9 protein-coding genes are annotated in these 15,782 nt (G+C 59.5%); 3 read left to right on the top strand and 6 right to left on the bottom strand.

Annotated elements, in window-relative coordinates; genetic code table 11:
* The first annotated feature begins 206 nt into the window (after positions 1-206).
* Positions 207-1,112, top strand: a complete 906-nt coding sequence (locus ACFQY0_RS10440; RefSeq protein WP_379712022.1) for a YybH family protein — start codon at positions 207-209, stop codon at positions 1,110-1,112.
* 217 nt (positions 1,113-1,329) lie between these two features.
* On the opposite strand, the gene ACFQY0_RS10445 is transcribed toward ACFQY0_RS10440, so the two are convergent.
* On the bottom strand, positions 1,330-1,575 hold the full coding sequence (locus ACFQY0_RS10445) for a hypothetical protein (RefSeq protein ID WP_379712024.1): 246 nt from the start codon (positions 1,573-1,575) through the stop codon (positions 1,330-1,332).
* Positions 1,576-1,804: 229 nt separating this feature from the next.
* Here ACFQY0_RS10445 and ACFQY0_RS10450 point away from each other — a divergent pair, with 229 nt between their 5' ends.
* A complete protein-coding gene (locus ACFQY0_RS10450) occupies positions 1,805-3,202 on the top strand; it encodes a tetratricopeptide repeat protein (protein WP_379712026.1) in 1,398 nt (465 codons plus the stop codon).
* Positions 3,203-3,274: 72 nt separating this feature from the next.
* Here the strand turns inward: ACFQY0_RS10450 and ACFQY0_RS10455 are convergent, their stop codons facing one another.
* The 4 genes from ACFQY0_RS10455 to ACFQY0_RS10470 form a co-directional block, all read right to left on the bottom strand.
* Entirely contained in the window at positions 3,275-6,604 is a 3,330-nt protein-coding gene (locus ACFQY0_RS10455; RefSeq protein ID WP_379712028.1) for a UTP--glucose-1-phosphate uridylyltransferase, read from the bottom strand.
* Positions 6,605-6,633: 29 nt separating this feature from the next.
* Positions 6,634-7,491 (bottom strand): sugar phosphate nucleotidyltransferase, encoded by an 858-nt coding sequence (locus ACFQY0_RS10460; RefSeq protein ID WP_379712030.1) that lies wholly within the window; start codon positions 7,489-7,491, stop codon positions 6,634-6,636.
* Positions 7,492-7,909: 418 nt separating this feature from the next.
* Positions 7,910-8,302 (bottom strand): hypothetical protein, encoded by a 393-nt coding sequence (locus ACFQY0_RS10465; protein ID WP_379712032.1) that lies wholly within the window; start codon positions 8,300-8,302, stop codon positions 7,910-7,912.
* A gap of 366 nt (positions 8,303-8,668) precedes the next feature.
* Positions 8,669-10,519 (bottom strand): DNA polymerase beta superfamily protein, encoded by a 1,851-nt coding sequence (locus ACFQY0_RS10470; protein WP_379712034.1) that lies wholly within the window; start codon positions 10,517-10,519, stop codon positions 8,669-8,671.
* A gap of 122 nt (positions 10,520-10,641) precedes the next feature.
* Between ACFQY0_RS10470 and ACFQY0_RS10475 the strand changes: the two genes are divergently transcribed.
* Positions 10,642-14,967 (top strand): AAA domain-containing protein, encoded by a 4,326-nt coding sequence (locus ACFQY0_RS10475; protein WP_379712036.1) that lies wholly within the window; start codon positions 10,642-10,644, stop codon positions 14,965-14,967.
* A gap of 157 nt (positions 14,968-15,124) precedes the next feature.
* Here the strand turns inward: ACFQY0_RS10475 and ACFQY0_RS10480 are convergent, their stop codons facing one another.
* On the bottom strand, positions 15,125-15,781 hold the full coding sequence (locus tag ACFQY0_RS10480) for a hypothetical protein (protein ID WP_379712038.1): 657 nt from the start codon (positions 15,779-15,781) through the stop codon (positions 15,125-15,127).
* Between the last annotated feature and the right edge of the window lies 1 nt (position 15,782).

The raw sequence follows: 15,782 nt of genomic DNA on the forward strand, positions 1-15,782 counted from the left end.
GAAGGGGGAAAAATGAGCAATTTAGAGTGGTCGCTTCCGATGGATCGCTCGGATCGGTAGGCCGGTCGAGTGGAGACCTGAGGATCGGGAGAATCATCACCAGCATACGATGTGCTTCCTTGCGGATCTCATCAAGCTCGTCTACGGATGAGACCGCATTCAGGCTGTACTGCCTGAATCTGTAGGAACTTTCCTCCTCTCCATCCATGAATACACCCATCAAAGCCTTCCTGGCAGTGGCCTTGCTGACTTCCAGCATTAAAGCCGAGGAAGACACGCCCTCGATATCCGCCCTCGCCGAAGCGGCATCGCAATTTGTGATTGCCTACAACGAAAAGGACGCCTCCGCCATCGCGCAACTCTTCACCGAAGATGGCGAGATGTCTGACCTCACCGGTCAGGATCTCACTTCAGGTCGGGAAGCCATCAAGGCACGATACGAAGCACTCTTCTCTAACGAAAACTCACCCGGTATCGCGATCGAAGTCGACTCTGTCCGTCTCGTGGCCCCCAATCTGGCGATCGAGGACGGCACTGCCCACATCACTCCACTGGAAGAAGGGGCCCCACCGCGCTCGATCAAGTACACCGCCACCCTCCTGAAAAACGACTCCGGCGTCTGGGAAATCGCCAGCACCCGCGACTTGTCGGATGTCACTGATGCGGAAGGCGAATTGTTTGCCCTTTCCAAAGTGCTCAACGGCGACTGGACCTGCCAAGTCGGCGATGTTCGCTTCGATCTCGCAATTCAGTGGGAAGACACCGGCAAATTCCTCGTCGGCGAAATGCTCACCACCGCTCCTGACTCCGAGCCCCAGACCGGATCGATTCGTATCGGTTGGAATGCAGCGCGGAAATCCATCACCTCATGGATGTTCGATAGCCTTGGTGGGAGCATGCAGAACTTTTGGACCGCCACCGATGAAGGATGGCTGATCCGCACCGAAGGGACCACCGCCGAGGGAGAGGCCGTCACCTCTTCCCAGACTCTTGTTCCGGAAAACGACGACATTCTCGTCTGGTCCGTCACCAACAAGATCATTGATGGAGTAAAGCAACCTGACACGAAGATCCGGCTCGTCCGCCGTCCACCTGAACCCGCAAACGACTAAAGGTCTTAATGAATCGAACCATGAAAATTTTTACCAAACTTGCCGCCCTCCTCTGCGGGGTATTTTTCCTCATACCTGAGACATTTGCACGGGGCCACGCCCTTGGTGGTGGCGGTGGCGGTGGTGCCCGGGGCGGTGGTGGTGCGCGAGGCGGTGCTGCTGCCAGCCACTCGGTGCAAAGGCGTAGCCCAATGACAAACTCACGGGTCCAGCGACCTCAGGCGCGTCCTGCTCCCAAGCAGGTCTCGCGACCTTCGGTTTCCCGGCCCACCACGAGGCCGACAACTCGCCCATCGGTTTCGAGACCGACGACGAAGCCCGTGACCCGTCCATCGGTCTCAAGACCAACGACGAAGCCCGTGACCCGTCCATCGGTCTCAAGACCAACGACGAAGCCCGCCACTCGGCCATCGATTTCAAAGCCAAGCAACACGCCTAGCCGTCCCAGCACATTGCCTGGCATTCGTCCGGGCCAGGGCGGCGGCACTGAACGCCCGAGCCTGAGCGGTAACAACCGACCCGGTCAAGGGGGGGGCATCGAGCGTCCAGGCCAGGGAGGCATCAGTCGGCCAGGCCAGGGAGGCGGCGGAGTCCAACGTCCCGGTCAAGGAGGCATCAACCGCCCCGGCCAAGGCGGCGGAGGGATCCAGCGCCCCGGCCAGGGAAACAATCGACCTGCAACCCTTCCCGGCATGGTCTCCTATCCTAACAAGCCAAAGATCGGTAATAAGACGAGCATTGGAAACAGGACCAACATCGGCAACAACCGAGGCAACACCTACATCAAGAACGTCAATGTCGGTCGACGGAACAACGGCTTGAACCGTCCCAGCACCCTTCCCGCCAACAACCGGAATTGGAATCACAACCAATGGGGAGGGAAGAACAGCGTCTGGGGAAACAACGTCCACATCGGCAACAACGTTAATATCAACGTCAACAACCGCTTCTATAATAACAACAACTTCGCCTATCGCCCGAACTACTGGGGTGGCCGCCCATGGTGGGGTGCGAATACCTGCCACGGCTGGCATCACGGCCACTGGGGCTACGGTTGGAACAGTGCCTATTATCACAACCACTGGTATTACCACGACAACGACTTCGCCGAAGGCTTCATGTGGGGCATCGCGGTTTGGAGTTTGGGAAATATGATCTACGACATGGGCTACAAGTCCTATCAGAACCCCTACCCTGCGCCCCCGGTTCAGAATACCTACGTCAACTATACCGAGCCTTTGTCCGTTGCCGCCGCAGCGAATCCACCGGGCGATGACTCTCAAGTCGACCTGGCTGCCACGAAGTCCGATGAAGCCCTCGATCGTTCGCGAGTCGCTTTCAGAAAGGGTGACTATGTGGCTGCGTCCACAGCCGTCGACGAGGCTCTCGGCTACACTCCGGATGACGTGACGATCCACGAGTTCCGGGCACTGGTCTTCTTTGCCCTCAACAAGTATTCGGATGCCGCCGGGGTGCTCAACGCCGTGCTTGCCTCCGGACCGGGTTGGAGCTGGGACACCATGATCGGTTTCTACGACTCATCGAGCACCTACGATGAGCAACTCCGCAATCTGGAGAACTACGTCAAGGGTTCACCGGACAAGGCCGATGCGCACTTCCTCCTCGGTTACCACTACATGGTCTGTGGCGAAATGGAGAAGGCGAACCAAGAGTTCACGAAAGCGTCCGAACTTCAGCCAGCTGATTCGATCTCCCGCCAGCTCCGTGATCTCACGGCGGCTTCGATCCCCGACAACGGTGAAGCGGCGAAAGAAGCCATGCCACCCGTGGCTCCAACTCCGGTTCCTCTCGACAAGCTCGTTGGCACCTGGGTCAGCAAGTCTGATACGGGCGGCACCATCACCTTCACCATGAAGGAGACCGGTGACTACACCTGGGACTACTCCGACGGAAAGACCGACAGCAAGCTCAATGGTACCTATGGCCTCGACGATCAGGGCCTCCTCGTCCTGACCTCCAACGACAGTCAGATGGTATCTGAAGTGAAGTTCGAGGATGACAGCGAGATGCACTTCAGCCTGATCGGCAGCCCGGACGGCGATCCCGGCCTCGACTTCAAGAAGGGCTAAAACCCGACTCGCCTAATCGACAGAGCCCGAAGCGGAAATCCGCTTCGGGCTCTTTTGTGTCGCGCTGAGATTTCAGCCCCACTCACAAAGACCATCCACATAAGCCGCCGAGCCATCGCGGAGCCAGGCGTCGAGCTGGGCCTGGGCTTTGAGCTGTTGACCGCGAGGACGGTCGACTAACAGAAAACGGCAGTCGAGTTCGTCGAGGCGGGTCATGTCGCTCCAGAGCTTTTCAAACTGGGTGACCGGGAAGACGTCTTCCTGACCGCTGCCCCAGCGCTTCTTGACGTCCTTCAGGGTCACGTAGGTCGGCATGCGCTTGGCGATGCGGCGGATGGCTGCGCGGACTTTCTCCTCATTGCGCAGGTCGCCGCGGCTGAGCCCAAAGGCTTCGATCAGGGCGTCGATGCGGATCCACGTGGTCATCGAGTTGTAGTAGGAGAGCGCGAACTCGGCTTCCTCGTCGGGCATTGCCAGACCTTCGACGAGTTCGAGGCGGCCGTTGACTTTGGCAAGTCCACCGCCCCGGTCGTCGATGTGGCGGGTAATGACTTCGAAACTGAGTGCGGCGCCGGAGTCGATGTGGTGGCCGAGCACGGCCGGATCGAGGTTGGCACCGAGCGTATCGATGTTGTGAAGTTGGAGGTGCTTGAGCTGCGGTTGTCGTTCTAACAGATCCGCGAGGGTGCCGTTGAGCAGCAGGTTGGGAATCTCATACCAGTGGCCGACAGGGTGCAGGCACTGGGAGGTGAGGTTGTCGGTGTAGTCCGCGCCTTCGCCGCTGCTGCGGGCCCAGTTGATGAGTGCGGCGTGGGCGCTCTCGCGGACTTTCTGCGCCTGCTCGTCGAGGGTCTGCTGCGGGAGTTCTTCCCAGGCAAAGCGCAGGTCGCGCTCGGTGGGAATGAGGCGCAGGCCAATCGAGCGACCGCCGGAGACGAGGACTTCGCCGGGGTAGTCGAACTGCTCGTGATCGGCGAGGAAGTCGCGCAGTGGCGCTTCTGTCAGGTAGCTGGCGGTGAAGATGTGCGGCGGGTAGCTGCCATGTTCACTGCCGATGCGGCGACTTTTGGCGAGGTGGGTTTCGAGGAAGCTGCGGTGGCGTTCACGGAACTTGCAGAAGGGGTGCAAGGCCTTGACGACGCCAGCCCCTTCGGTCCAGCGGCTGCCGACGCCGGCGGCCAGCGTGACGACGGCGACTTCACCTTTGGCGAGGGCTTCGCGGCCGAGGGCGAGTCGCTTTTCGGAGACCTTGCTGTTGGATGTGAGGTCGCTGATTTCTTCCAGACCGACGTCGGAAATGCGGGTGCTGGCGGGCAGACGGTTTTTGGCGAGCCCGATGCGGCCGGAGCGGAGATCGTTGCGGATTTGCTCGTGCTGATCGGAATCAAAGCCGTTGGCTGCCAAGAGTCCGAAGAGATCGCTGTGGGTCTTTTCTTCCTGGCTCTCGGGAAAGAGGCGACGGAAGACCTCGGGGACGAGCGAACGGAAGCGGTCGTTGCTGCGGAAGGCTTCACCGAGGCGCTGCAGCTCGAAGTGGCGGGCGCGGCTGAGCTTCTTGGGATCGTGGCGGACGAGCTGCGGGAGCATCAGCTGATAGTAGCTGTGTTTGAGCAGGGCGTCGCTGCCTCGCAGCAATTCCGCGGAGCTTCCGTCGGGGTTGATGGTGAAGTCGTAGACGACCGGATCGATCGCGAAGGGCAGCGCCTTGGCGAGCTCGTTCTTGGCACGGACCATCTCTTCTAACAGCCAATCTTGGGCGGCTGCTTTGACCTTGGGGTCGAAGATGAAGCCCATGCCGCCGCCAGCCATGCCACCGAGCATCCAGAAGCCCCAGAAGTCGTCGCCCCAGCGTTCGCGGCTGGCGCTGATGAGGCGTTCGGTGAAGAGGTTGCTGCACCAGGGGATGATGGTTTGCAGCGGGCCAAAGAAGTTGCGGGTGGTGGTCTCGCCGAGCTTGCGGATGTCTCCGGTTTTCAGCCCTTCAAGGACTTCGCCTAAGAGCTCGATGGCTTGCTTGCGCGCCTCCCATTCGGGGCCGGAGCGGAGCAGGTATTTCTCGGTGACCATCTCGAGGATTGGACCGACGTTCTGGGCCATGCCGCCATGGACGACGACCAGGCTGTCCTGAAGCTTTCGTGCGATGTCGGGATCGAGCTTGGGTGGGACGAGGATTTCGTGGTCGGGCATCAGGCGGCCGCGGCTTATGCCGTATTCGACGTCGCCTTCACCGGCAGGTTGCCCGGCGATGAGCTTGATGCCGGGCCAGATGCCACCGGAATCCTGCCAGCCACCGCCGGAACCTCCGAGCCATTCCCCGAGGATCGCACGGGCGGCGACGAGGCGTCGGCCTGCTTCATCAAGCGGGCCTGTTAGGTGGGCGGTCTGGCCGGTGGCGCGCATGCACAGCGAGATGAGCGAGGCGAGAAGGTTGGTGGAGACGGCAAGACGCGAGCCCTTCGGAATGCCGCGGACGTAGCTGGCGAGTTCGATCCCGCGACCGGGGCCGACGAGTTTTTCGAGCAGCGCACCAAGCTTCTGACCGGAGCCTTCGAGGCCGGGAGGCACCAAGCCAGAGGCTACCAGGGCGGCCTTCAGCAGGCCCAGATAGTCGGCGGCGTAGTCGAAGATCTTGTCGAGCTCGGTGATGTCCTTGTTTGCCTCGAGATCCACACTGACGAGACGGATCACGGGTTCATCGATGACGCGGAGGAAGGTCTCGATCGGGGGCTCGGGGGAGCTTTCGCGCCCGCGGATGCCGAGGTCCACGGAGACGTTGATGACCCGGGCGCCGGCCGGGAAATCCATGCCGAGGAAGAAGATATCACTCCACGCGCTGTGGGTGAGGTCCATGCGAACCGGAGTCTTCTCCTGCAGGACGGGGAAAGTGGGGTGAGTTCCGGTGCCGGCATCTAACAGCTCTGGCCGGATCCGGAGTGGCTGATCCTGAGGATGACCGAGGCGGAACATCCATTGATTCCCAGGAACCGATCGAACGCTGGTGCGGACCTGATCGGCAAGCGCCTGGAAGGCGCGTTGGTGATAGGCGGTGGAAAGGGCACTGCAGATGGTGCTGCTCCAGCCATCGGCTTCGGCGGCGTCGAGAAAGGCCTCGATGGCTTCCGGGAAACGTCGCTCCAGCAGATGGACGTAGCCGGCGAAAGGGACGTGGCCAGAGGCGCGGACTTCCGGGCGCTCGGGCAGGTGGAAGCGGTGGATGTTCGAGAGGAAGAAGTGAGCGCGAACGGATTCGTAGAGGTTCTCCGATTCCTGGCGAAAGGTATCGAGTTCAACACATTCCTGAAGCAGTTCTTCGGTGCTGAGCGCTTCGCAACAAGCATCGAGGGGTTGGTTTCGGATCGCGTCCTCGGTCGAGGTGATCAGGGTGATAAGTTTACCTGGCATCGTCTGGTGGTGGGGGTCGGGTCAGGCGCTCACTGGCGGGAGCGGGCGACGATTTCGAGGATGTCCTGCATCACGGCGGTGCTTTCGGAACCGACGAGGGCGAGGGCGAGTTGAGCGTGGAAAAGCCCGTATTTCTGGCTCAGGTCCTGCCGGCTTCCCTGGACCTTCAGGGCGGTGTAGCGCTCGCGCCGGGCAAGCTCCGCAAGCACGGGGGACAGCTGGACTTTTCCGCCGGAGGAAGCGGCATCGCGAACGCTTTCCTTGAGAATCTCCATGACCAAGGGGCTGAGCACGTGCATGCCGAAGTAGGTGAGGTAGCGGCCGGCACGCAGGCCGGGGACGATGAGTTTCTGTTCGGCTTCCGTGGGCGTCGGCTTCTCGATGACGTCCTTGATGGCGTAGATGGCTTCGCCACTGCTGCTGCGTTCGAGGCTGCCGGCGATGGTGCCGTAGTGCTGGATCTCGGTCTCGCGGGTCGACTGCACGGCGGACATCGAACAGTCTTCAAGCGTGGCAAGTTCGATGAGCTGCTGGGCGCAGGATCGCTTTGCATCGCTGCTGATGAAAAGGTGATCGCCGACGGCGTGAAAGAAGGGCTCGCCCTTGATGAAATCGGCGGCCAGGGATAGGGCGTGACCGTAGCCAAGCCGCTCTTCCTGCGCGATGAATGTGAGGCGGACCGGGGTGTCGGCGATTGCCCGGCGGAAGGCGGCTTCGTCACCGGGATGGATGACCAGGCAGACGTCCTCAATACCGGTGGAGTGGATTTCGCGCAGAAGGATTTCGAGAACGGAACGGCTGACGCCATCACGATCGACGAGAGTCTGGATGGGCAGTGACCGATGGTCAGGGCTGGCGGCGGTGATGACCGCTTTGGTGAGTTTCATGGAGTGCTCGGGGAGTGCTTTGGCGGGAGGATGTTGAGCTCAGGCAGGAAAGACCACTGCTTTGCCCGACATGGACGAGGACGCAAGCGGGGTCCGACGGCGGGCCCGGTCGGCTTGGATGCCTGAGGATGGGGAGGGATAGAATCTAGCTGAAATGTTGTGACCCATTTACCGTCACAGAGTTGACACGCGTGTTAGTGCCGCGCACTCATCGGTGTCCCGGATGGGGGCGTGGCCTGACGGCGGATTCCAATCGAAATGCCGGCGAATCCGAAGTGCTTTTTCAGATTTCGAGCATTTTTTGAATGTCGAGCGCCCCGAGGACATGACGCAGCGCTCCCCGCGCCGATCGGCAGACATGGTGCAGGCGTCCGCTCACTCATGCAGGTGGGATGCGCAGCACCCCGCTTCTGCACGGTCAATAGTAGGGGCGGCGATAGGCGCCGGCATAAGGGCTCCATGATCCCCATGCGTAAGCGGCATCCATTTGCATTTCGGCAGCAACCCGCTGGTCTTGAGCGATCTGTTGTTCGACGGCGTACTTCTGGTACTGCTCATTTTCTTTCGGACCGCCGACATAGACGACGCCCTGCTCGGGGTCCTTGTAGGCATAGACCATTTCGCCGTCGATTTCCTTGTGGTAGAGCTTGTAGGGCTCCATGGCATCGTAGATCTCGGTCTGCTTCTGGGTCTTCGGAGTCTTTGGCTGGAAGCCTGACGCCGCGAGCATGCGTTCGGTATTCGATGAGCCAAGGCCGGCGCATGAAACGAGGACGAGGGCCGGGATAGTGAGAAAGAGCAGTTTTTTCATGCTGTTTGGGAGAATACCATCGGGAAGATTCGGCTCAAGTATCTTGCGAGCGGGAAAGGAAATAATCCACAAGGACCAGGAGGCCAAGAACTAGGAGTACCCACGCGACCCATGATCCTATGGATTTGTAGCTGAAGGTCTCGCCGCAGTTGCGACAGGTGTCTGTGCGGCGGGAAAAGGCGATCTTCGGGAGGTAAAACCAGCCAAGGAGCAGGAGATAGGCGAGGTCATGTGGTCGGCGCTCCAGAATGCCGGGACCGGTATCGCGGCTCCCACATCCGGGGCAAGGCCTGCCATGATGAGTGTCCGGAGCTGGCGATTGATCCGATGGCTCCCTGGGCGGGGTGTAGGGATCGGTCATGGGAGTCAGGCTGTTAGGAACTGCTGACGGATCTCCAGCAGGATCTCAGTGGCCCGTTCGCGGGAGGGGCTATCTGGCAGGGATGACGCCTCGAAGGCGGCTTCCATCTCGGCATGCTTCTCTTCGGCGATGCGTAGCAGTTCGTCGTAGCTGAATTCACCGCTCTTGATGCGCTTGAGCCAGTCGCTGTTAGGTCGTGGAAGGGTGATGTGGTGATCTTTTGCGATCTCGATGGCCTGATCGAGAAGGCGGAGGGTGTGCATCAAGTTCTTCGAATCGTATCCGCGGTTGTGGGCGGTGTTGGTTTCGAAACGTTCTTCATTCCTCAGTTCAACCCATTGCCAGTATTCGCGGTGCGCCTTGCAGTGGGCCTTGAAAGCATCGAGGTTGCAGGTCAGCCAGGCGATTGGCTCGGCTTCCTTTTCAACCGATGAGCAGACAATGGCTCCCTCATCCTTGTGTGAGAAGATGCCTCGCATTTCCGTAGGCATCGCCTTGTCGTGAAACACGGCGTAGGTGTTGGTCGCGTGGGGTGCGGAGACGAGGCCAAGTTGATTTTCATCAAGACCTTCCGTCGCCAGCCACTCGTCGAGACGCACGGACCCCTGACCCCTGAGGATGTGGCAAAAGTGGCGCAGCGGGTGGCGTTGTTCGGGCTGGGGGTTGACGATCTTCTTGTTCAGTCCACGGGCTTTGCGAATTTGCGACATGGCATAGTTGCCAAAAGTCTGGCGGCAAAGCTTGGAGAGGAAGTCTTCCGGCTTGAGGAGATCGAAGGCGGCGTGGCGGTGTCGAATGCAGTCCTTCGGCGTGAAGAGCAGCTCGATGATGTTCGGGTTGTTGGCAAGCAGCAGACTGACGAAGCGTCCGATTTCATAGTAAACTTCGTCGCTCTTTTCATCACTGACCTGATCGATGCTTTCCAAACCACCGAGGAAAGACGGCGGGGCAACGAAGATGCCGCGCAGGTCGAAGTCGGAGCGTTCGTGGTGAGTGCCGAACGAGCGACTGCCACTGACGGCTTCGAAAAGCAGGCGATCAGATCGGCGGACGCGCTCGAGGGTGAACTCGCTTTTGTAAACCGGCTTTGTGTCGGTCGATTTCGGCCACAAGCTCCAACGATGCAGGACCTCATTGAAGGGAGCGCGTGAAGTGGGGTCGCCGGGCAAGGCGTCCATCTCGGCTCCGATGCCAGGGAGCTTTGCTTCGATGAACTTGTCGAGCTTGACCTGACGGCCCGGTGACTGGTTCTCGCTGGCATCGGCCTTCCAGGCGACAAGTTCGTCGATGGCCTCAGCGACATCGTCGGGCGCGGTGGGGATGAGTTCAGCAAAGGGAACCGGCGGCGGCTTTCCATGTTCCAGCACGAAGCGCGCGGCGAGCAGGGCGCGCAGGCAGTAGAGATAGCCCTTCGCCGAAGGCATGTCAGCCGTAAGCTTGTTGCGGTAGAATTGGCCGGCGAGCCCGCGGTAGTGGTTGGCCAGGCCTTTGCGGGAAAGATGCTCGGCAGCGAGATTTCGAAGGTCTGTTAGGAACTCCGGATTGGCGTGATAGACGATCGGCGAGTGAAGCCATTCAATGAGCGCGCCGTTGGACTTCTGGAGAAGTCCGAGCGCCTTGCGAATGTCCCAGCCGCCGGGATCAAGATCGTCTTCAATGGGGATTTCGATCGTGTCGCTGCCCTCGCTGATGGTGAAGGCGTCGAGCATCGGGCGACGGTAGAGAAAGCGGATGTCGTAGTCCGAATCCGGCGACGCGAATCCCCAGGCCCGGCTGCCGGATTCACAGGCATAGAGAATCTCGATGCCGTGCTTGGCTTCAAGATCGCGCAGAAGGGTCTGGATCCGTTCAGTCACGCTCGATGAGTTATGGTCCGGTTCGGTTTCAGGCAAGGGCTTTCACGGCAGCTTTCCAGTGCTCGTAATCGCGTGAGATGGAGTTCTCGACTTGGAGATAAGGCTTGGGCTTAATCGCCACGATGATTCTGGAAACCATGCTTCAACGGCTCTATCAGAGCATGCTCAAAGGGCCGAGCCTTAATGTCCGGCCGCATAACAGCCGCCAGCGGGTCGATGTGGCGGAGCTGCTGGCCATGGGATATGTGTCGGAGACATCGTTTCTGAAAACGCTGCTCGATGAGGGCAAAGTGGAGATTTCCGCGAAGGCGGAGCGTTTCAAGAAACCGGCCTACCCGGAGGCCGAGTGGTCGGATCAAGAAAAGCGCCAGCGCGATGCCTGGGAAAAGGAGGTCAAGCTGCTGCGGAAACTCGCTGGGATCGCGGCGGATGCGAAGGAGTATTACAACGACCATGGGGAGGATGCGCTTTTCGTCGGGTTTCCGATCCTTTCACTACCGCCAAAGGATGATCGCGAGATGTTCGGAACTTCGCGGATTCTCGCGCCACTGGCAATGGTGCCGATTTCTCTAACAGTGCGCACGGGAGCAAGGGCAGGTGTGACGATCAAGGCGGTGGCGGAGGGCGCGGATCGCTTGATTCCCAACCCGGCGCTGCTGGCATGGATCGAGAAGATGACCGGGGCTTCATCCGACGAGTTGTTCGCCGACGACTCGGGCGAGGAACCCTGGCAGGAACTGAAGGAGATCCTGGCGTTTGTGGCGAAAGGCGTGGGCTTGGACGGTCTCACCCACGAACCCGAGAAAACACTGTTGCCAGTGCCGCGGGCGGATGGGCTGGGGGATAGTGCGAGTTTGCTGCCATCGGCGGTGCTGGGATTGTTTCCGATGACGAACCCCGGACTGATTCGGGACACGCAATGGATGATGGCCAACGAGGCGGATCTCGAGGGACCGGTAAGATCATTCTTGGTCAAAGAAGCGATCAATCCGGAGGAAGACCAGGCACCCCCTGAAGCGGAGGAGCACGAGGTGGCGACTCAGGCGAAGTTTGAACGGGATTTCGAGAGCGAGTTTTTCATCACGCGGGCGGATCCCTGCCAGGCGGCGGCGGTCGAGGAAGCGGCGAGGTCACAGGCGCTGGTCGTCCATGGCCCTCCGGGAACGGGGAAGAGCCAGACGATTGCCAACATCATCGGCGACCATTTGGCGCGGGGCGAGCGGGTGCTTTTCGTCTGCGACAAACGCACGGCCCTCGACGTGGTGAAGTATCGCCTGGATGCTCTTGGAATCGGGCATCTCTGCGGTGTGATTCACGATCCACAGAGAGATCGGAAGGAACTCTACATGGGCTTGCGCCAGAGGCTCGACGAACTGGTGGAGGAAGGGCTCCCGCCGGACTCGATGCCGGCGCTTGGGAAGGCAAACAAGAGGCTCAGTTCGCTGCATCGCGAGTTGCGGGAGGCCTATGCCTCGCTGCATGCCGAGGATGCGGAGGGCGAGTCGTTTCACTCGCTTGTGGGTCGATGGCTTGAACATGAAGCGGGACCGGATGTGTCTGATGTCGCCCAGGAGGTGACGCGGGATTTGGTCGAGAGCCACCGGGCGGACATCAGCGAGCTCTGTGATCGGGCTGTTTCCGCGAAGCTTACGGGTAATGTGTTGTTAGATTGTTTGGAGATATCACTAAGCGACTATCTTTCGGCGAAGCCCGATGCCTTCGAGGAAAAGCTTCGGGACTTCTCGAAGGCGCTTAGATTGTCGGGTGACGATAAGGAATTACCGCCGCTGCCGAATGGGGATCTTGAGATGCTCGGGAAGAATCGTGCACGACTTGCGGAGTTGGTGAAGGAGGGTGCGAACGATCTTGGTGGACCGCTGATGCGGGGGATTCTTGATGCGGCTGATACGACGCCGATTCGGCGCGAGTGGGAGGACACGGCGGTGATGCGAGAATTGCTGAAGACTCCGCTGGATCGAGAGTTGGCACTTCAGGTGAAAGGCTCGGAGCCTGCCCTGGGCGTGATCAACCAATCACTGGTGGCGCTTCAGGAATACGAGGAAGCTTCTCGGAAGTGGACGAAGCTTTTTGCTTTCGGGAAGAAGAAGGCGGCTTCTTCGATCCTGGCGAGTCTTGGTCAAGGCGTGGATGAGGCTTCGATCGATCGTGGGATCTCGTTTTTCAAAGGCCTCAAGGCAAGGATCGTCGTGGGTGATTTCGTCAGTCGGATGGGCGCTGAGAAGGCGGATGGCTTCGATGATGAGGCGCGACTGAATGAGGCGGTTCGCTTGATTGGCGTTTCGCTTGAAATGGTAGCGCTGTTGAAAGGCGACAAGGTGTTGGAATCTTCAGGCCTTCGGATGAGTCTGAGTTCAAATACGGCCTCCGCAGAGGCAGATCGGCTGGCGGTTTCGGCCAAGCGAGCAAGCGACTTGTTGAAGGCGCTGAACTTGGCGAAGGAGCAATCGGTTTTGAGCGAGAAAGCAATTGCTGAATGGGGTGAAGAGCTGCGGAACGGACTTTCGGGAACGGATCTGGGCATTGAGATCGAATCGTCGAGCAAGTGTCTTGAAGGCGTTCTTCGGGTTCAGGATTGCTTGAGCCGACTTCCCGATGCGCTTGGTCACGCCGCCCGCAAACTTGCGCTTGAGGGGGTGGATGCGGCGGATGCTCTGGTCTGCCTCACTCGTGCCGGCATCGAGAACCGCCTCAGGAAAGTCATTGCCGATCACCCTGATCTCGCACGGATTGATACCACTCGAATCGACGCGGCCTTCGGCGAGTTGGGCGAGCGATTGGAGGAAAAGAGGGAACTCGTACAGCGGGTTCTGATTCGATACTGGCAGGAACGCCAGACGATGAAGACCCTGGCGAGAACCGGCTCGAGACTCAGCCCGGTGGGGTCATCTCTTCGGCAGCGACTTTATGTGCGCGGGAAAAAGGCACTGCGTTTGCGGCAGATGATCGCGGCGGGGAAGGACGTGGAAGGCGGAGATCCGCTTTTCGATCTTTGTCCGGTGTGGATGGCTAGTCCGGATACGGTGGCGCAAATCTTTCCGCGTGAGTGTCTCTTCGATATCGCGATTTTCGACGAGGCAAGCCAGTGCCGTCTCGAGGAAGCCCTGCCGGTGCTGCTGCGGGCGAAACGCCTGGTCGTGGCGGGTGATCCGAAGCAATTGCCGCCGACTCGCTTCTTTGAAAGTTCCGTGGTCGACTCGGGCGACGGTGATTTCGAGGACGATGAGGATTTGCATGCGCATCAGATGTCCGAAATGGAGGATCTGTTAGGCGCGGCCCTCAATCTGGATGTCTCCGAGGCTTTCCTGGATGTGCACTACCGATCGAGGAACGAATCGCTCATCGGGTTCTCGAATGAATCCTTCTATGGCCATCGTTTGCAGCCGATTCCTGGTCACCCGAAAAACAAGGCGCTCTCCGCGCCGATCCGGCTCACACACGTCGATGGGATCTACAAGGATCAGACAAATCCGGCGGAAGCTCTGGCGGTGGTGGAGCGGATCACGGAGATATTGGATGATGCCGAACCGCCAAGCATCGGTGTGGCGACGTTCAATCTGAAACAGCGAAACCTGATCCTCGAACTGCTCGACGACAAATGCGCGGAAGACTCCAGATTCGCGTCGCAACTCGATCAAGCGCGTCGGCGCAAGGGCGCGGATTCCTTTGAAGGGCTGTTCGTGAAGAACCTCGAGAATGTTCAGGGCGATGAACGGGATGTGATGATCATCAGTACCACCTTCGGTCGTGATGAGACGGGTCGCTTCCGACGGAACTTCGGCGCCCTCTCACGAGTCGGTGGAGAGCGACGGCTGAATGTGCTGGTGACTCGGGCGCGGTCGGAGATTCACGTGCTCACGTCGATTCCCCGCGAGGAGTATCAGGCCGGTCTCGCTGCGGCGCAGGGCGCGAAGCCCAATGGCCGGGTTCACCTTTACAGCTACCTCTGCTACGCGGAACGGTTGGAGTCGCTCTACAAAAGATACCACGATACATTGGAGCATCTACGCGCTTCCGAGCAGGCGGAATGTGAGGTGCTTGAGATCCGGCAGCCATCATCGGTGGCGTCGGCGCTCGGAGCCGGGCTGCGTGACCAGCACGGGATTGGTTCAACCGTGCATTGGGGAAATGATGGCTTCTCGGTGGACGTGGCACTGACCCATCCGGCGATGCCGGAGGACGTGACGATCGGTATTCTAACAGACTTCAACCGCTACCGGAACACGCCGGACCCCATTGATTGGGAGCTTTTTCGGACCACGATGCACCGCAGTCAGGGTTGGGACCTTGAAAGAGTCTGGTCGCCGAGGCTTTTCCGCGACTTCACCGGAGAGATGGACAAGATCGCGGACCAGCATCGGGAGTCGGCGATTCCTGAGAGTCGGCTGCCGAATGAGAGGGCCGCGAAGGAAGAGCGGGATCTTACTTAGCTCAGATCTATGGAGGTCTGTCTGTTTCACCATTTTGTTGTGATCAACAAAGTGGTCGTGAGCGAACGAGATTGGTGCATGACCCGCGGGAAGCACTGATGTAGCTCTATTCAGAAATGATCGAACTTCCGCTGGAACGGGAGTGGGTAATTGTGGGCTAGTCGAATCTCAGGACTGAATGGAAGATCTCGATGTCGTCCTGTCCGCTAGTTCGGGGGTGGCGGGAGGTGATGCGAATCTCGTCTGAAACCGATGTGCTGGCGTCGCTTCCTTTTGAGTAACTTTTGTCGAGTTTGGCTTTTAATTTGTCGCACCAAATTTCCGGGGTGTCCGATTGGACGTAGCCTAACATTCCGCCGAATCGCACTTCTGAGCCGTAGCGGCCGTCAAGGAAGCAGCCGAGGCCATCGTGGCCGAGGTAGCTGCTTAATGGGTGTTGTCGTCCGAGACGCTTGGCTTCCCACGAGAATCTTACGAATCCAGAAACCGTATTGGCGACGAATTGGAGGTCGATTTTGAGTCGTCGTTTGCCCACGCGTCTTGATGTTTGTGGAGTGCCGGGCTTGGTAACGGGGTGCTGATCGTGAACTTGGAACATTCTCGCCAGTGGGCTTGGGTCGCGCTCAATGTGCAGGTTCATCACTGCGGCAAGGTCCCCTGTGATCTCGTCTTCTTCAGCTTTAGTGTAACTTGCTGCGTCGAGTCGGCGGTATCCACCGAGGAGAATCCGATGCGCGTGGCGGATGAATGCCTCAGTGAAGAGTTTTTCCGAACTGGGATCGGGCTGCCCGCTTGCACTATTGTTAAGGATCATC

Origin of the sequence: Haloferula chungangensis, from assembly GCF_042664875.1 — a bacterium.
Taxonomy (GTDB): Bacteria; Verrucomicrobiota; Verrucomicrobiia; order Verrucomicrobiales; family Akkermansiaceae; genus Haloferula; species Haloferula chungangensis.